This window comes from Pedobacter cryoconitis (genome assembly GCF_001590605.1).
GTDB lineage: Bacteria > Bacteroidota > Bacteroidia > Sphingobacteriales > Sphingobacteriaceae > Pedobacter > Pedobacter cryoconitis_A.
This window is the reverse complement of record NZ_CP014504.1, coordinates 3464798-3482655: the sequence shown is the minus strand read 5'-3', so window position 1 is coordinate 3482655 and position 17858 is coordinate 3464798. Positions and strand designations below refer to the sequence as shown.

The 17858-nt window shown below is 39.1% G+C and carries 14 protein-coding genes; all 14 read left to right on the top strand.

The window, feature by feature from the left end:
• Positions 1-46 precede the first annotated feature (46 nt).
• The 14 genes from AY601_RS14200 to AY601_RS14135 all read left to right on the top strand — a co-directional run bounded on the left by AY601_RS14200 (position 47) and on the right by AY601_RS14135 (position 17825).
• On the top strand, positions 47-712 hold the full coding sequence (locus tag AY601_RS14200; protein ID WP_068402213.1) for a metal-dependent transcriptional regulator: 666 nt from the start codon (positions 47-49) through the stop codon (positions 710-712).
• Between the two features lie 395 nt (positions 713-1107).
• Positions 1108-1470 carry a hypothetical protein gene (locus AY601_RS14195; protein ID WP_068402211.1) on the top strand — a complete coding sequence of 121 codons (363 nt, stop codon included), beginning with the start codon at positions 1108-1110 and terminating at the stop codon, positions 1468-1470.
• An 85-nt stretch (positions 1471-1555) separates the two neighbouring features.
• On the top strand, positions 1556-5941 hold the full coding sequence (locus AY601_RS14190) for a CusA/CzcA family heavy metal efflux RND transporter (RefSeq protein WP_068402209.1): 4386 nt from the start codon (positions 1556-1558) through the stop codon (positions 5939-5941).
• A gap of 17 nt (positions 5942-5958) precedes the next feature.
• Positions 5959-7122 (top strand): efflux RND transporter periplasmic adaptor subunit, encoded by a 1164-nt coding sequence (locus AY601_RS14185; protein WP_068402207.1) that lies wholly within the window; start codon positions 5959-5961, stop codon positions 7120-7122.
• The gene (locus tag AY601_RS14180) at positions 7123-8355 is read left to right on the top strand and encodes an MFS transporter (protein WP_068402205.1); all 1233 of its coding nucleotides are present in this window, start codon (positions 7123-7125) and stop codon (positions 8353-8355) included.
• Between the two features lie 33 nt (positions 8356-8388).
• Entirely contained in the window at positions 8389-8598 is a 210-nt protein-coding gene (locus AY601_RS14175) for a hypothetical protein (protein ID WP_068402203.1), read from the top strand.
• A gap of 54 nt (positions 8599-8652) precedes the next feature.
• Entirely contained in the window at positions 8653-9351 is a 699-nt protein-coding gene (locus tag AY601_RS14170; protein ID WP_255607461.1) for a HupE/UreJ family protein, read from the top strand.
• A 21-nt stretch (positions 9352-9372) separates the two neighbouring features.
• Positions 9373-9993, top strand: coding sequence for a hypothetical protein (locus AY601_RS14165; RefSeq protein WP_232324602.1), 621 nt, complete (start codon positions 9373-9375; stop codon positions 9991-9993).
• A gap of 200 nt (positions 9994-10193) precedes the next feature.
• Positions 10194-10631, top strand: coding sequence for a hypothetical protein (locus AY601_RS14160; protein ID WP_068402200.1), 438 nt, complete (start codon positions 10194-10196; stop codon positions 10629-10631).
• Between the two features lie 111 nt (positions 10632-10742).
• Complete coding sequence (locus AY601_RS14155) at positions 10743-11231, top strand: DUF3347 domain-containing protein (protein ID WP_068402198.1); 489 nt, start codon at positions 10743-10745, stop codon at positions 11229-11231.
• A 157-nt stretch (positions 11232-11388) separates the two neighbouring features.
• Entirely contained in the window at positions 11389-11961 is a 573-nt protein-coding gene (locus tag AY601_RS14150; protein ID WP_068402196.1) for a DUF3347 domain-containing protein, read from the top strand.
• Positions 11962-11966: 5 nt separating this feature from the next.
• Positions 11967-12434: a heme-binding domain-containing protein gene (locus AY601_RS14145; RefSeq protein ID WP_068402194.1), complete on the top strand. Its 468-nt coding sequence runs from the start codon at positions 11967-11969 to the stop codon at positions 12432-12434.
• 22 nt (positions 12435-12456) lie between these two features.
• Entirely contained in the window at positions 12457-15252 is a 2796-nt protein-coding gene (locus AY601_RS14140; RefSeq protein ID WP_084359276.1) for a multicopper oxidase domain-containing protein, read from the top strand.
• A 20-nt stretch (positions 15253-15272) separates the two neighbouring features.
• A complete protein-coding gene (locus tag AY601_RS14135) occupies positions 15273-17825 on the top strand; it encodes a heavy metal translocating P-type ATPase (protein ID WP_068402191.1) in 2553 nt (850 codons plus the stop codon).
• The last annotated feature ends 33 nt before the right edge of the window (positions 17826-17858 follow it).

Genomic DNA, 17858 nt, shown 5'->3' with positions numbered 1-17858 from the left:
TTTTTTATTAGATGATTCGGAAAGGTTTTATGTTTAACTTTGTTCTATGATTTCCCAAACAGAAGAAAACTATCTAAAAGCGCTTTTCATTTTGGCTAATGAAAACGGAGAGACTGGTGTGAATGAATTGAGTAAGTTTTTAGGAATAAAGATGCCAACTGTGACTAGCATGATGAAGAGTCTAGCAGATAAAAATTTAGTTCGGTATATAACCTATAAGCCAGTAATCCTTACGGTGACAGGAAAGAAAGAAGCTGCATCAATTATCCGAAAACACCGTCTTACTGAAATGTATCTAGTGGAAAAAATGGGGTTTGGCTGGGATGAAGTGCATGAGATAGCAGAACAGGTTGAGCATGTAAAGTCAAATGCCTTATTTGATAAAATGGATGAAGCCCTCGATTTCCCAAAATTTGATCCTCATGGTGCGCCTATACCTGATAAAAATGGAAAAATAGATTTTCCTGATCAAAGAAAATTAAGTGAGTGCAAAGTTGGAGAAACTATTCAATTATCTGGTGTTATTCACTCTTCTGATGTTTTTTTGAAGTTTTTAAACAGTAAAAATTTAAAACTAGGAACCATACTTACTGTTCAATTAATAGAAGCATTTGATGGAACAAGGGAGCTTAGCTACGACGAAAGAACAGCAGAAATTCTAAGTGAAATTGCTTGTGAAAAACTATTGGTGCAGAACTTAAAGCATATATGATTAAAGACCTCAGTTGGGCAATTCGTTTGAAGCAAAAAAACATACAATGGAATTAAAATTTTGATATATTTGAAACCATGAAATGGTTCGTTTGCCTTTTTTCATTTTATGTACTCTTTTTAACTGGTGTTCCCTGCAACCTAGAGGATAATTGTTGTACTGATGAGATCTGCTTTGAACGAAATAATAATAAAGAACTAGAAGGTCAAAAGAATCAAGAAAATTGCCCATGACCTTTTTTTGCTTGTGGTGTTTGTTTTGGAGTGCTTCCAGTGACGGCTTTTATAGCATTTTTTTCAGGCCTCACCTGCAATGTCTGAGTTAAATTATTTCTATTTCGATAGCAATTTATACAATTGCACAGGATTTCTAACAGTTAAGTATATATTTGCAACATGAGATTATGGATTGCCCGTGTTTTTATTGGCTTTGCGTTCAGCCTTTTATTGGCTCATAACCTCATTTCGCACCATCATGATGAAGAAGCAATTGAGTATGCCGGAGATCACCACGATCATCATGAAGACCGCTCAGCGACCCCTTTTGATAATGTAAAACTTGATGGTGACTTTGTTCAGAAATTAGATTTCCAGCACTTAGATGTCAGTGTACCTGTGAATTTGGTTTTGGTGTTGTATAATTTTACACAGGAACCCATTGTAATTGTTCAACAGTATTGTACACCACCACCTGAGCATCCCCCTGCGCTATTTCATATAGATGCAGCTTCACTAAGAGGCCCCCCTGTTTATTGTTAATTACCGGAATTATTTGCTGTTGAAGTAAATGAACAAGATTGCCTATGCAATCTCTTTTTCTGATTTTTTACAATAAACTTTCAAAATGCTCAATAAGATCATAGAGTTTTCTATTAAGAATAAGCTTGTTATTGGTTTATTTACCCTTGCATTGATTGCATGGGGTGCTTATTCCATTACCCGATTACCTATTGATGCCGTACCTGATATTACAGACAATCAGGTTATGGTCATCACTGTCACCCCAAGTCTGGCCGCCCAGGAAGCCGAAAGGTTAATTACTTTTCCGGTAGAGCAAACAATGGCCAGCATTCCTGGCATTAGTCAAATCCGTTCCTTTTCCCGTTTTGGCCTGTCCATAGTTACTGTAGTTTTCAAAGAAGATGTAGACATCTATTGGGCACGTCAGCAGATTGGAGAACGTTTAAATGATGCCGCCAAACAAATTCCTGAAGGTGTGGGTAAGCCTGAAATGGCTCCTCTTACCACAGGTCTGGGTGAAATATACCAGTATGTGATCCACCCTAAAAAAGGTTATGAAAAGAAATACGATGCCACTGAATTACGTACCATTCAGGATTGGATCGTTAAACGCCAGTTATTGGGTACTCCGGGAGTTGCCGAGGTCAGCGGCTTTGGTGGTTATGTCAAACAGTATGAAATTGCTGTAAATCCTGATCGCCTGCGTAGTGTAAATGTCAGTATTGCCGACATATTTAAAGCACTGGAAACCAATAATCAAAATACTGGAGGTGCTTACATTAATAAGTCACCAAATGCCTACTTTATCAGGAGTGAAGGCTTAGTGGGTGGTTTGGACGATATTGGAAAGATCGTGATCAAAATCAATAACAGAATCCCCGTACTAATCCGGGATGTGGCTACTGTTCAGTTTGGAAACAGTGTGCGTTATGGTGCTGCAACACGAAATGGAGAAGGTGAAACAGTTACAGGTATTGTGATGATGCTGAAAGGTGCCAACTCTTCTGAGGTGATCAATAACGTGAAGGAAAGAATTGAGCAGATCAAAAAGACCTTACCTGAAGGTGTAACTATTGAGCCTTTTTTAGATCGTAAAAAGTTGGTTGATAATGCGATTGGTACGGTATCCAAAAACCTGATTGAAGGAGCATTGATTGTGATCTTCATTTTAATCCTGTTTTTGGGGAACCTACGTGCGGGGTTGGTAGTGGCTTCTGTAATTCCATTATCTATGCTGTTTGCCATCTGTATGATGAACCTGTTTGGGGTTTCGGGCAATTTGATGAGCCTGGGGGCGATAGATTTTGGACTTATTGTGGATGGGGCAGTAATTATAGTGGAAAGTATCGTTCACCGTATTGCCATAGGAAGCTTTGCCGCAAAAGGAATTGCCCGGCTCAATCAGCAGCAAATGGATGAAGAGGTTTATCAGGCTTCCTCTAAGATCAGAACAAGTGCCGCATTTGGGGAAATCATAATCCTGATTGTATACCTGCCTTTATTGGTATTGGTGGGTATTGAGGGTAAGATGTTCAGGCCTATGGCAGAAACGGTGATGTTTGCAATTCTAGGTGCATTTATTCTGTCACTTACCTATGTGCCTATGATGGCCGCTTTAGGTTTAAGCAAGAACACTACTCACAAGCGTAATTTTTCAGATAAAATGATGGATTACTTCCAGAGATTATACAGTCCGCTAATTAAAAAGGCTATTCAGCACAAGGCAGTTGTGGTCATCACGGCAATTGTTCTTTTTGTGATCAGCGTAATAACCTTTAATCGTTTGGGCGGGGAATTTATCCCTCAATTGGATGAAGGAGATTTTGCAGTGGAAACAAGGGTGCTGACCGGAAGTTCTATTGACCAGATGATCGAGGTATCCAGAAAGGCGCAAAAGATCATTCTTGGCTTTCCTGAAGTCAAACAGGTGGTGAATAAAATCGGATCAGGAGAGATCCCAACCGACCCTATGCCCATTGAAGCGGGTGATATGATGGTGATCCTGAAGGATAAAAGCGAGTGGACAAGTGCCAAGACCAGAGAGGAACTGGCCGATACGATGCAGAAGGCGCTTGCGGTAATACCAGGGGCTACCTTTGGCTTTCAGCAGCCTATCCAGATGCGTTTTAATGAGCTGATCACTGGTGCAAAACAGGATGTGGTGCTGAAGGTTTACGGAGAAGACCTGGATGTACTGACCGCTGAGGCAGGAAAGATCGGTAAACTGATCAAGCCTATTCAGGGGGTGTATGATACTTATGTAGAAGAAGTGACGGGTTTGCCTCAGATACAGGTGAAGTTTAACCGGGATAAAATTGCCCAATATGGATTAAATATCGAAGAGATCAACCGAACCATTAAAACCGCATTTGCAGGTGAAACCGCAGGTTTGGTTTACGAGGGGGAAAAACGGTTTGATATGGTTGTACGCTTAGACAAACAAGATAGACAGGATATTGGTAATGTTAGAGGACTATATATTTCTACACCAACAGGTCAGCAAATTCCTTTGGAGGAAGTCGCTTCAGTGGAATTTAAAAATGGCCCAAATCAAATTCAACGGGACGATACCAAGAGAAGGATCACCATTGGTTTTAATGTCCGTGACCGTGATGTGGCCAGCATTGTAGAAGAAATTCAAGCTAAGATTGATCAGAAAATAAAGTTTCCTGCTGGTTACTATGTTACCTATGGCGGCCAATTTGAAAACCTTCAGGCAGCCAACAAACGATTGGCGTTTGCGCTTCCGGTGGCGTTGTTGCTCATCCTTTGCTTACTCTATTTTACGTTCAATTCTATCAAACAGACATTGCTTATTTTTACCGCCATCCCGCTTTCTGCTATTGGTGGTGTCTTTGCCTTATTGATCCGGGATATGCCTTTCAGTATTTCAGCAGGTGTTGGTTTTATTGCACTCTTTGGTGTTGCAGTATTAAATGGAATTGTTTTGATCTCTGAGTTTAACCGCTTAAAAGAAGAAGGAATGACCGATATTAACGAACGTGTACTCATAGGAACCAAAATAAGGTTACGCCCCGTACTCATGACTGCGGCTGTTGCTTCATTGGGCTTTCTTCCTATGGCTATCTCTAATTCATCAGGAGCAGAAATTCAGCGTCCTTTGGCCACAGTGGTGATCGGTGGTCTGCTTACCGCTACATTGCTTACGCTGTTGGTACTCCCGGTGTTATATATCTTTTTTGAGAAAAAATTTAACAAACCAAAAGCAGGTACTGCCTTGAACACACTTATTATTCTGGCATTGTCATCTATTTTGTTCATGCCTTCTGGTGCTTTTGCCCAAGATGGCCCGGTAGAAAAGTTGAGCCTTCAACAAGCGATTGATCTAGCCTTGAAAAATAATAATGGTGTTAAGGCTGCGGCATTTGGAGTTGATTATCAAAAGGAACTAAAAAAAGGCAGCCTTACGCTTGAACGCACCAATGTGATCTATCAGCAGGGACAGATCAATAGTAATACAAGGGACAACCACATTAGTGTCAGCCAAAAAATAGAATTTCCAACCGTTTATTCAGGACAGTCCAAGTTAGCATCAGAGAATGTAACCAAGGCACAGGGGCAATTTGATGTTCAGGCATTGATATTGATTAATAAGGTTAAAAGTGTTTACTATAAGCTGGTATATCTGGACGAAAAAAAGACCCTGATACATTATCAGGATAGCCTATATACCAATTTGCTAAAGGCGAGTGACCTGCGTTACCGTACAGGAGAAAGTAACCGATTGGAAAAGGTAACCTCGGAAACCCAATTAATGGAACTTAAAAATGCGGGTAGACAAGTTGAAGCAGACATTCATATTGCTCAAAAAGAACTGCAAACATTGCTCAATACCGACCAGCAGATTATTGTTCTTGAAAATAAACTTCAGAGAAAGCCTGTTAAGGTTAATCAGGATAGCGCCATACTAGCGGGTAATCCTTACCTGAATTATTTGAAACAGGAATTGAGGGTTAAGCAACAGGAAACACAGGTTCAAAAAGCAAAAGGATTGCCTGATTTTTCGGTTGGATATTTCAACCAGTCTTTTAATGGGCTGCAAAACTTTAACGGGATGACACAGAACTATACGGGCTCGGATCGGTTTAGTGGTTTTCAGGTAGGTGTCGGTATTCCATTGTTGCCTGGGGGAAACAGGGCTAAGGTAAATGCGGCTAAAGTAAGTCAGCAGATTGCATCAGCAAATCTACAGGATCAGCAAAGTATTTTGCAGGGCAATTTTAGTCAGCTCTTACAACAGAGTCAGAAACATGCCAGCACACTGGCCTATTATGAACAAGGCGCGTTAAAACAAGCTGATCTGATCATTAAGAATGCAGAAGCAGGGTTTAAAGGGGGTGAAATTGCTTACCTGCAATACTTACAAAGTTTAGCCTTAGCCATTAAAATTAAATCTGATTACCTGGATGAGCTTTTTGCTTATAACCAGAATCTATTGGATATAGAAAATATCACAGGTAAAAAGTAAAAATAGGAAATAGCAAAATGAAGACACTTAATTATATCGCAGCTTTCACGCTGTCACTTTTAACCATTACAGCCTGTAATCAGGCTTCCACAGAAGAAAAGAAAGAGGAGGCGGCGACCGCTAAACCTAGTGATGAAGTAACCTTGTCTAAAGATCAGTACGAAGTTGCCGCACTACAAACAGGTAAATTAGAAATGCGTTCATTGAGTGATGTCATTAAAGCAAATGGTGCTATTGATGTACCCCCAGAGAATATGGTTTCCATATCTGCTCCTTTAGGAGGGTATATCAAAAGCGCTGGTTTATTATTAGGTCAACAAATCAGCAAAGGACAAGTGATTGCCATCATTGAAAATCCTGAATTTATTGATATTCAGCAGGAATATTTGGAAAGCAAAAGCCGTTTTGAGTTTTTAGCCCTGGAATACAAGAGGCAGGAACAACTTAGGCAAGAAGATGTAAACTCGGCAAAAACTTTTCAGCAGGTAAATTCTGAATATAAAATGATCCAGGCGCGAATGAATGGGTTGGAGCAGAAACTGTCGCTGATAGGGATTAATGCGAAAAGCCTTCAATCTGGAAAGATTTCTAAAACCAGTAATTTGTATTCACCTATTAACGGATATGTAACGCTCAACAACGCAACTACCGGAAAATATGTCAATCCAACGGACGTAATATTTGAATTGGCCAATAAAAGTCAAATGCACCTCGCATTGAATGTTTACGAAAGAGATGCTTCTAAAATTAAAGTAGGTCAATCAATTAAATTCGCATTGGCGAATGAAACCGGATACAATCGCAATGCGAGAGTTTTTCTGATTGGAAAATCGACTGGTAATGAGGGGACTGTACCTGTTCATTGCCGTTTGCTTAATACCGAAAACGCAGCTTTGTTCCCGGGTATGTATGCCAAAGCAATGATTGAAACTACAAATCAGTCTGTACCAGCCTTACCTCACGAAGCTATTGTGCAATCCGATGGTCTGGATTACATATTTATTCAGATTACCTCTTCAGATGCAAAAGGATCTACATTCAAAATGATCCCGGTGAAAAAAGGTATTGAACAGGAAGGATATACAGAGGTTATCCTGCCAGAGGATTTTGACCATAATTCTGCTGTTGTACTTAAAGGAGCTTACACCCTTCTTTCAGCAATGAAAAATGTAGAGGAATAAATGGCACAGGCAAAACTCATAACGGTGTTAAAGGAGCCTTTTCAGGCACTAAGACATAAAGCATTTGCTATCTTGTATTTCGCACAAACTATCAGTTTGTTAGGTGATGCATTTACCTGGGTAGGGCTTGCATTGTTATCCTATCAGTTTGGTAAGGAAAATTCAGCGGTAATTCTAGCCTCTGCATTAACTCTTAGAGTGGTTGCCTTCATCATTTTTTCCCCCTTTGCCGGAGTACTAGCGGATCGGGTTGACCGAAAAAATATATTGTATATCACACATTTTATCAGAATGGCAATTATCTGTTGTTTGCCTTTTGTAAATGCCGAATGGCAGATTTATGTGCTGGTTTTTCTTTTAAATGTGTTCAATGCTTTTTTTACGCCAACTTATAAATCCATAATTCCACAGGTTGTTGACCAACGGAATTACAGGCAGGCGATTGGTCTATCTACCGCAACATTTCAATTGTTAGGAGTACTTGGGCCAGGATTAGCCGGAATTATAGCCGTATGGTTTGGACCAAGGGATATATTCTTTGTTGATGCCGCATCGTTTATTCTTGCAGGTATATTGATCCTGATGCTTCCAGCTCAACTGATCAGTAGACCTGCTCATCCAATATCAGAGAAGCCTTTATCTGCATGGGCAGATGTAGTCAAAGGAGCAAAACTACTCTTTGGAAATAAGTTGATCCGATTTGCCCTGGCCATTGAATTTATTTCTGCAATTGCAGGGGCACAAATCTTAGTAAACACAGTTGGCCATATCAAAAGCGGGCTTTTACTCGGTGATAAACAATACGGTTGGGCTATGGCTGCCTTTGGTATCGGCGCAGCGGTAGCGGCTTTTGTTGCGGGCAATCTGGATAAGTCTAAAAGCAGACGTGTATCGCTGATCGTCGGTGTATTGCTACTTGGACTAGCTATAGCAGGAGCAAATTATGTCAGCTATACTGTTTTGTTAGTCCTTTGGCTGTTTGCCGGATTAGGTCAAAGTTTAGCAGAGATGCCTTCCGAAACGTTGATAGGAGAAAATATAGCCTCAGTGGAACAAGGGAAAGTATTCGGCTCTCATTTTGCCTTTTCCCACTTATGGTGGGCGATTGCCTACCCCATTGCTGGATTCACCGGAAGCTATTTCCCAGGAAATGACTTCCTTTATGGGGGCATCATTTCATTGGGGATATTGGCGATTGCGCTTCTTCTTATATCAAAAACAAATAAACAATAAATTCTATAATCCATTAATCATTAAAAAAATCAAATGAAAAAAACACTAATTATTGCAGCCATGTCTTCGATGTTATTTGCGGCTTGTTCAAATGAAACTAAGAAAGAAGCAACTACAGATTCTTCAGCTACAGAAACGGCACCAGCAGTAGATACTACAGCTATTAAGACTGATAGTGCAACTGTAGCTAAAGATACGGTAGCAATGGATAGCGCAGAGGCCGCTCATGGTCACAAACACTAATTAATCACAAAATTGGTCTATCCTGATCTCAGATTAGGGTAGACCTGTTTTTAAATGGAAAATATGAATTTTAAAAAAATAATTACGCTTGCTGTACTATTCATTTTATGTGGTGTCAGCAACCAGCTTTTTGCGCATGGTGTAGACGGTGATACCCAAACCTTTTTAACAGGTAATAACGGCGTAGCCTTTGGCCCTTTTCTTTACATCGGAGCCAAACACATGCTTACCGGATATGATCACCTGCTTTTCCTGGTTGGGGTTATTTTCTTTCTATATAAACCAAAAGAAGTCCTGCTTTATGTCAGCTTCTTTACCATAGGTCACAGTATCACTTTGTTACTTGGAGTGATGTGTAATATTGCTATCAATGCTTATCTTATAGATGCAATTATCGCACTTTCTATTGTTTACAAGGGATTTGACAATCTTGGAGGTTTTCAACGTTTCTTTGGTAAACAGCCAAACACTAAAGCAGCAGTTCTGATCTTTGGTTTATTTCACGGTTTTGGTCTGGCGAGTAAGTTGCAGGACTTTAATTTCGGTAAGGAGGGTTTATTTACCAATTTACTAGGTTTCAATATTGGTGTGGAAATAGGTCAGTTTATTGCCCTCGCTCTGGTTCTTACGTTGATTACCGTGTGGCGTAAATACCCAAGCTTTATGAAATTTTCCACTTTTACAAATACCATGCTCATGGCAGCAGGGTTCCTATTATTAGGGTTTCAGTTAACAGGTTATTTTACATCTTAAATAAAACATACAATGGCAGAAATGAGTCATCAAATCATAGAAAAAAGTAAAATTATAAAGGCGGTATTGATAGCATTAGTAGTCGCCGCTATCTTATTGGTTACAGCAATCTTACCTGCTGAATACGGTCTTGACCCATTAGGAACAGGGAAGGCTTTTGGTTTTGGAAAACTATATGTTCCAGATAATGGTATGGGTGAAGAGTCTCAAATGACGGTAAAAAAAAACAACCCTGTTATCAAATTGGAAAAGGCCGGTTCAGGGCCAGATGTAAAAAGGCCAGCGGAGGCCGACCTACCTGCTCCGGTACAACAATATACACATAGGGAAGATACTGTTAGGGTAACCATTCCTGCCGGAAAGGGTATTGAATATAAGATACGGATGTTGAAATATGGGCAATTGAAATACGAGTGGTTAACTAGTAAAGGAGACCTTTATTTTGATTTTCATGGTGAACCAAAGGAGCTTAAACCAAGTAAGAATACTTATTTTGATAGCTATACCATTGCTTATTCAAATAACATGGTAGGTACTTTTCTATCCCCATTTGAAGGGAAACATGGATGGTATTTCAGAAATGAAGAAGGTAAAGATATCTTAGTTACCTTGAGATTAAAGGGAGAGTACGAGTTGCTATAAGATCATTTAACTAGTGAATATTTTTTATTCACTAGTTTCAAGCTTGATAGAAGTTATTTTTTACCTCAAAATAGATTATTATAAACCGTATATCACGATTTTTTTGCTTAGACGAACTTTAATGTGAAACCAATAGATGTAAAAAAAGCTCGGAATTATGTAAATTTATTTTTGCATCTTTATACTAGATTTGCCTAGTCATGAAAAGTAAAGCTATCTTTCTGTTAGTTATATTTTTGCTCAATACTGTTGTAGGTTTTGGCTGTGCTTTAGGAATGGAGGAGGATCATCATGAAGATCATTTTCATTCTGAATCTCCTCATCATGTTCATATGGCGAATAATCACCATCATTCAGATGGGCATGAACACAAAACTAGCCCAATATCTGGTCAGAATTTCTCAAAGGAAGATCCTTGTTGTAAAACTTTAGTAAATGATTTGGTTACTCAAAGCAAATTAGTTCCTGAAAATGGCAAGGTGCAAGTAGTTTTACCTATAATTTGGCTTCCTGATTATTCTTATGCCTTATTAGTTCCCGTAACGGATGTTGAACTTGATCAAAGCGTCTATGTAGACCATAGAGAAAGGCCGCCTAACGAGGACATTCGCATTGTCATTCAAAGTTTTCAGATATAAGATTTAATGTGAGTTGCTAAACAGCAAGCTTACTGCTGTTAGCGTCTACAAATACATTCACATAGCTATTGCTATGACTAAGAATAAGTATAAACATTAAATTATTACATCATGAAAAAGATATTTTTGGTAGTTGCTTTAATTGCAACTGCATGGATCAAACCTGGTTTTGCTCAAAGCAGCCAGACACAATCATTATTAACTTCTTACTACGACATCAAAAATGCGTTAGTAAACTCCGATGCAACAGCGGCTGCATCAAAAGCAAGTGAGTTTTCTAAAGCTTTAGCAAGTATAGATATGAAATCAATGCCAAAGGCAGAAATGACTGCTTTCATGGGATTTCAGGATAAACTTGCATTTGATGCCAAGCATATCTCGGAAACAAAAGAGATTTCCCATCAAAGAGAGCATTTCGCTAATTTTTCTACTAATCTTTTCAAGCTGGCCAAAGCTGTAAAGCTTACTAAAGACCCAGTCTATTATGACTATTGCCCAATGAAAAAGAGTTATTGGCTTTCTGATAACGCAGCGATTAAAAATCCTTATTTCGGTAAACAAATGTTAACCTGCGGGGAAGTAAAGGAAACTTTAAAGTAATTCTGTTTGTTGATTGTACAGCCTCACCTTTACTGGGGTCGTGACTGTACAATTGACTCTCAGATTTTATCAAATAATTCTACTAAAGGATAACGGAAATACGCTTTTGTCCTTAAGTAGGTAATCAACCATTTAAAAATATTTTAATTAAAATAAGATGAAAACATTAATTTATAGCATGGCTTTTTCTTTACTATTTCTAGCTGCTTGTTCTAATGGTAGTAATAAAACTGAAACTGCTGCTACTTCAGAGGCTACATCAACTAAGTCCGCTGTAACAGAATCTTCAGAAAAAGGCACTTCTACTGCCGCATTGTTAAGTTCATATCTAAAATTAAAAAATGCCTTTACAAATGATAATGATAAAGACGCAGCAGCAGCAGGAAATGAAATGGTTGCTGGCTTCGCTTCTTTTGATAAGAAATCTTTAACACCAGAACAAAGTAAAGCCTATACTGATATACAAGATGATGCTAAAGAGCATGCTGAACATATTGGTGCCAATACAGGAAACATAGCGCATCAGCGAGAACATTTTGATATGTTGAGTAAGGATATGTACGACCTTGTTAAACTACTTGGAACCAATCAACCTTTATATGTTGACCACTGTCCGATGTACAATAACAATAAGGGGGCAATCTGGTTGAGCGAAGTGAAGGATATTAAAAACCCTTATCTTGGAAAGGCTATGCCAACTTGCGGTACTGTTAAAGAAGAATTAAAATAATAGCCATGAACGGCATAAAGAAATTACCTCTTGGGTTATTGGTAATCCTTATAATTATCCAGTTTGTACACCCTGCCCGCAATAAAAGTGGGCAGGCTATGCCAAATGACATTTCCAAAATGGTTACCATGCCACCTGATGTACAGGGAATCTTGAAGAAAGCCTGCTATGATTGCCATAGTAATAATACCGACTATCCATGGTATACTTATGTGCAGCCCTTCCACTGGTTTATGGATTACCATATACAATCTGGTAAAGAAGAATTAAATTTTAATGAATTTGGCACCTATACTCCAAGAAGACAGCAGAGTAAATTACGCTCCATAGAGAACAGTTTAAAAGATGGCACTATGCCCTTGTCGTCATATACCTTGATCCATAGAAATGCCATTTTGAGCGAAGCGGAGAAATCGTTAATTATCAGCTGGGTTCAAAATTCAAAGGATAGTTTAAACAAAAAGAATCTTTAACTAACCCTTAATCACCAAAGAAATGAAAAACATATTAACGGCCTTTTTATTGATTCTATACTCTACGGTTTCTGCCCAGGAGATGAAAGGAATGAAAATGCCAAAAAAAGAAAGTAATAAGCAGGCAGAGACTATTTATACTTGTCCCATGCATCCGGAAATACAATCTAGTAAACCTGGAAATTGCCCAAAATGCGGTATGAAGCTAGTTGTTAAAAAAACAACAGCTCCTAAACAGAAGGTTTCTGTCCCAGATCAAAAGTCCCAACCTGTAAAGGCATCAGATATGGGTGATATGAATATGCCGATGAAAAAACAAGGAGACAATGAACCAACGCAAACGGTAACCTATACCTGTCCGATGCATCCTGAAATCCATGCGACAAAGCCCGGCAATTGCCCTAAGTGTGGAATGAAACTGGTGCCGGAAAAAGCTAAGGCGACTAAACCTAAGCATGACCAAATGGAAATGCCTGTAAAAGATCATTCCAAAAAGAATGACGGAATGGATGACATGGGGGGGATGGACATGGGAGATAATACTGCCACAATGGAAAACATCAAAAGGGCAAAGTTAAATTTAGGGCCAATTAAAACCATTTCAAATAGTGCGCCGCCTCGTACTGTTCGCTATGATCTTTACATTGCAGATACAACAGTAACTTATGGAAAGAAAACAAAGCGGGCAATTGCTGTAAATGGACAGATACCAATGCCAACTCTAACATTTACGCAAGGTGATACGGCATTGATATATGTGCATAATAATCTGAATGAGGAGACATCCCTGCACTGGCATGGTCTATTTTTACCAAACAAAATGGATGGGGTTCCTTTCCTTACGCAAATGCCTATTAAACCTCATTCAACCTATATCTATAAATTCCCCATCGTTCAGAATGGTACACACTGGTATCATAGTCATTTCGAACTCCAGGAGCAAATTGGAATGTACGGTGCTTTCATTATGAACAAAAGAAAAGAATGGGAGATTCCAACTCTTCCAGTGGTCATCAGTGAATGGACTGATATGAAACCAGAGGAAGTACACCGAAGTCTGAAGAATGCAAACGATTGGTTTGCAATTAAAAAAGGAACTACCCAAAGTTATGCGGAGGCGATCAGAACAGGACATTTCAAAACCAAAGTGACTAATGAGTGGAAGCGTATGAATGCGATGGATGTGAGTGATGTCTATTATGATACATTTTTGATCAACGGCAAGAATCAGAATGTCCAGCCACAGTTTAAAGGAGGTGATAAGGTAAGGCTACGAATTGCCAATGGTGGGGCATCTGATTATTTCTGGTTGACTTATTCTGGTGGTAAAATAACTGTTGTAGCTACGGATGGAAATGATGTAGAGCCTGTAGAAGTGGACAGATTAATTATAGCTGTGTCCGAAACGTATGATGTGGTAGTAACCATTCCAGAAAATAAGAGTTACGAATTTCTGGTGACACCTGAAGACCGTACAAAATCGGCATCACTCTGGTTGGGTAAAGGAGAAAAAGTCCCGGCTCAGAAACTACCAAAACTGAAATATTTTGCCGGAATGAAAATGATGAATGACATGATGGATATGAACGGTAACATGGTAGAAATGGAAGGCATGAAAATGCAGAATCAGGTCATGGACATGAATACTGTGATGTATCCGGAAGTAACAGGTGAAGAGAATTCTAAGGTAGAAAATAAAAAAGCAGCGATGTCAGGTATGCAAATGCCAAACGATAAAAGCATGGCAGGAATGAACATGGCCGCTGATAACCCCGACATCGTTACTTTAAATTATGGAATGCTCCGTGATCCAAAGAAAACAACTTTACCTAATGGCCCATGGAAAGAGTTAAAGTTTGATCTCACAGGGAATATGAATCGTTATGTATGGACTTTGGATAACAAAACGGTTTCAGAAAGTGATAAAATCCTGATTAAGAAAGGCGAAAATGTGAGGATCATCTTATTCAACAATAGTATGATGCGTCATCCTATGCACTTACATGGTCATGATTTCAGAGTAGTGAATGGACAAGGTGAAAATGCACCTATGAAAAACATCATAGACATTATGCCAATGGAGAGGGATACCATCGAATTTGCGGCTACAGAACCTGGAGGTGATTGGTTTTTTCATTGCCATATCCTTTACCACATGATGAGTGGAATGGGAAGGGTATTCAGTTATGAAAACTCGCCACCTAATCCCGAAATCCCTAACCCTAAATTAGCGCAACGCAAATTGTTCAGTGATGATAGGGAATTTCATCCAATGGCAAGAATTGGAATAGAAACAAATGGTAGTGATGGTGAGATTATGTTGGCTAACACACGCTACCGCTTTACAACCGAATGGAGAATTGGCTTTGATAAAGAAATGGGCTATGAAAGCGAAAGTCATTTTGGAAGGTACATCGGGCGAAATCAATGGCTCTTCCCTTATGTGGGATGGGATTTTCGTAAAAGAACGATTGATCTAATGGACAAAAATATTTTTGGACAATCATTATCACCCGGAGACAACCTTTTTGGACAAAAAAATACCAAAAACTTTAGACAGGTGTTTCATTTAGGGGTGCAATACACTTTGCCGATGTTAGTTGTAGCTGATGCTTCTGTTGATCATAAAGGTAATGTTAGATTTCAGTTGATGAGAGAAGATGTTCCTATCTCCAAAAGATTACGCTTTCAATTTATGGTTAACACAGATAAGGAATACATGGCAGGTTTTAGATATATAGTTACAAAATATTTTGGTCTATCTACCCACTATGATAGTGACATGGGCTATGGTGCCGGACTAACCTTAAACTATTAACTTATTAAAATCATCACCTTATGAAACATACTTATAAAATAACCGGAATGACCTGCCAAGGTTGTCAAACTAAAGTTGAGAATGCCTTGAATGCAATTGATGGGATTTCTGCTAAGGTTACTTTGGAGCCTGCTGAAGCAATAATCACAATGGATAAGCACATTCCAACCGAAAAGTTGCAGGAAGTTCTTTCGGTTGCTGGAAATTACAAGATTCACATGTCTGGATTCCATAAGACTGCGGAGGATAAACAAATACATAATCACGACCATCAGGAACATTCTGCTTCTGCTCATTCCCATCATGATAATGCCCCATTAAAGGCTCATAAAAATGAAACTGGTGGTGTATATTATTGCCCTATGCATTGTGAAGGGGATAAAACCTATGACAAACCAGGAAATTGTCCTGTTTGTGGGATGGATTTACTAAAACAGCCTGAATTAAAACAAACAACACAATTTACCTGCCCTATGCATCCCGAAATTATTAGAGATCAACCAGGTTCATGCCCAATATGTGGGATGGACTTGGTACCTACGGGCGTGAACTTGGAAGCGGAAGATAAAACTTATGACACCTTGTTGCGTAAATTTAAGATTGCTACAATTTTTACTATTCCCATTTTTACCATAGCAATGACGGAAATGATTCCAAATAATCCGTTGTTTAACTTGATGGAACTGAAATATTGGAACTGGGTTCAGTTTGCTTTTTCCATTCCGGTAGTTTTTTATGCAACATGGATGTTCTTTCAGCGTGCATGGCAATCGCTAATAACCTGGAAACTAAATATGTTTACGTTGATAGGAATTGGTGCGGGGGTGGCTTGGCTTTTTAGCCTTGTCGCCCTGCTTTTTCCTGATGTTTTTCCAGATCAGTTTAAAACCCACCATGGTACAGTCTACGTTTATTTTGAAGCTGCAACAGTTATTCTTACCCTGGTATTGCTTGGGCAGCTCTTAGAAGCACGAGCGCATGGTAAGACTAATAGTGCCATTAAAGAACTATTGAAATTAGCGCCTAATACGGCGACAAAGGTTGTGGGAGATAAAGAAATATCAGTTTCCATTGACGATATCCAAAAGGGAGATTTATTAAGGGTGAAACCTGGGGAAAAAATACCTGTTGATGGCAGTATTAAAACAGGAGAAGCCATAATTGATGAATCCATGATCTCTGGTGAACCTGTCCCGGTTGAAAAAAAGACGGGAGATAACGTAAGTTCAGGTACAATTAACGGTAATAAAACTTTTGTAATGCTTGCCGAAAAAGTGGGTTCGGAAACTTTGCTGTCCCAGATCATCGAAATGGTAAACTCGGCAAGCCGATCGAAAGCCCCCATTCAAAAGATGGCTGATAAGATTTCAGGATATTTTGTTCCTGTAGTGGGGTTGATTGCAATAGCTACATTTGTGGTATGGGCAATCTATGGGCCTGAACCATCTTATGTTTATGCATTCGTTAATTCTATTGCAGTATTGATCATTGCTTGCCCATGTGCGCTTGGTCTTGCTACGCCTATGTCGGTAATGGTAGGTGTAGGAAAAGGCGCACAATCTGGTGTGCTTATCAAAAATGCAGAATCCTTAGAGAAAATGAATGTCATTGATGTTGTCATCATTGATAAGACTGGAACGGTTACAGAGGGAAAGCCATCGGTTGAAAAGGTCGTTAGTGCAAATCCGGATTTTGATGAAAAGAAAGTCCTTGAAAGAATAGTAGCGTTAAATAGTAGCAGTGAACATCCTTTAGCACAGGCGACATTACGTTATGGGGAAGAAAACAAAGTAAAAGTTCAACCAATTTCAAATTTTGAAGCTGTAACAGGTAAAGGTGTAACGGGTACTTTAAAAGACGAAAAACTTGCTTTAGGTAACCAGAAACTAATGGAACACGTTAAAGCCAAGATTAATCCCGAATTGGAAGAACTAGTTAAGTCTGCGCAAAAACAAGGAAAGACAGTTTCTTATTTGGCCGTCGGGGATGAAGCTGTTGGTTTTGTGGTTATTTCAGATAAAATCAAGCCCTCTAGTGCAACCGCTATCAAAAAGCTTCAGGAAGAAGGTTTAAAAGTAATCATGTTCACTGGCGATAATGAAGATACAGCAAGAGCCGTTAGCCGAACCTTGAATTTAGATGGTTTTAAAGCAGGAATGCTTCCAGAGGACAAGCTAAATGAAATCAAAAAACTGCAGGCTGAAGGTAAAAAGGTTGCTATGGCAGGTGATGGTATAAATGATGCCCCTGCCTTGTCACAGGCAGATATTGGCATTGCTATGGGTACAGGAACAGATGTCGCCATTGAAAGTGCAGCAGTAACATTAGTGAAAGGAGACCTCAATGGAATTGCAAAAGCGAGGTTTTTGAGCCATAAAGTAATGGGCAATATAAAGGGTAATCTATTTTTCGCTCTTGGTTATAATGTTTTAGGTATACCAGTTGCAGCAGGTCTTTTATATCCATTTTTTGGGATTTTATTATCACCAATGATAGCTGCGCTTGCCATGAGTTTCAGTTCAGTATCCGTTATTCTAAACTCTTTAAGACTTAGAAGTGCCAAGATCGACTAGTTTTTAATTAAAGACAATAAAATCACAGTATTA

Excerpts from the sequence above, each read along its gene's own strand:
- AY601_RS14200 (WP_068402213.1), top strand. The coding sequence starts at position 47 with ATGATTTCCCAAACAGAAGAAAACTATCTAAAAGCGCTTTTCATTTTG.
- AY601_RS14165 (WP_232324602.1), top strand. The coding sequence starts at position 9,373 with ATGAGTCATCAAATCATAGAAAAAAGTAAAATTATAAAGGCGGTATTG.
- AY601_RS14145 (WP_068402194.1), top strand. The coding sequence starts at position 11,967 with ATGAACGGCATAAAGAAATTACCTCTTGGGTTATTGGTAATCCTTATA.
- AY601_RS14170 (WP_255607461.1), top strand. The coding sequence starts at position 8,653 with ATGGAAAATATGAATTTTAAAAAAATAATTACGCTTGCTGTACTATTC.
- AY601_RS14140 (WP_084359276.1), top strand. The coding sequence starts at position 12,457 with ATGAAAAACATATTAACGGCCTTTTTATTGATTCTATACTCTACGGTT.
- AY601_RS14135 (WP_068402191.1), top strand. The coding sequence starts at position 15,273 with ATGAAACATACTTATAAAATAACCGGAATGACCTGCCAAGGTTGTCAA.
- AY601_RS14155 (WP_068402198.1), top strand. The coding sequence starts at position 10,743 with ATGAAAAAGATATTTTTGGTAGTTGCTTTAATTGCAACTGCATGGATC.
- AY601_RS14150 (WP_068402196.1), top strand. The coding sequence starts at position 11,389 with ATGAAAACATTAATTTATAGCATGGCTTTTTCTTTACTATTTCTAGCT.
- AY601_RS14195 (WP_068402211.1), top strand. The coding sequence starts at position 1,108 with ATGAGATTATGGATTGCCCGTGTTTTTATTGGCTTTGCGTTCAGCCTT.
- AY601_RS14185 (WP_068402207.1), top strand. The coding sequence starts at position 5,959 with ATGAAGACACTTAATTATATCGCAGCTTTCACGCTGTCACTTTTAACC.
- AY601_RS14175 (WP_068402203.1), top strand. The coding sequence starts at position 8,389 with ATGAAAAAAACACTAATTATTGCAGCCATGTCTTCGATGTTATTTGCG.
- AY601_RS14180 (WP_068402205.1), top strand. The coding sequence starts at position 7,123 with ATGGCACAGGCAAAACTCATAACGGTGTTAAAGGAGCCTTTTCAGGCA.
- AY601_RS14190 (WP_068402209.1), top strand. The coding sequence starts at position 1,556 with ATGCTCAATAAGATCATAGAGTTTTCTATTAAGAATAAGCTTGTTATT.
- AY601_RS14160 (WP_068402200.1), top strand. The coding sequence starts at position 10,194 with ATGAAAAGTAAAGCTATCTTTCTGTTAGTTATATTTTTGCTCAATACT.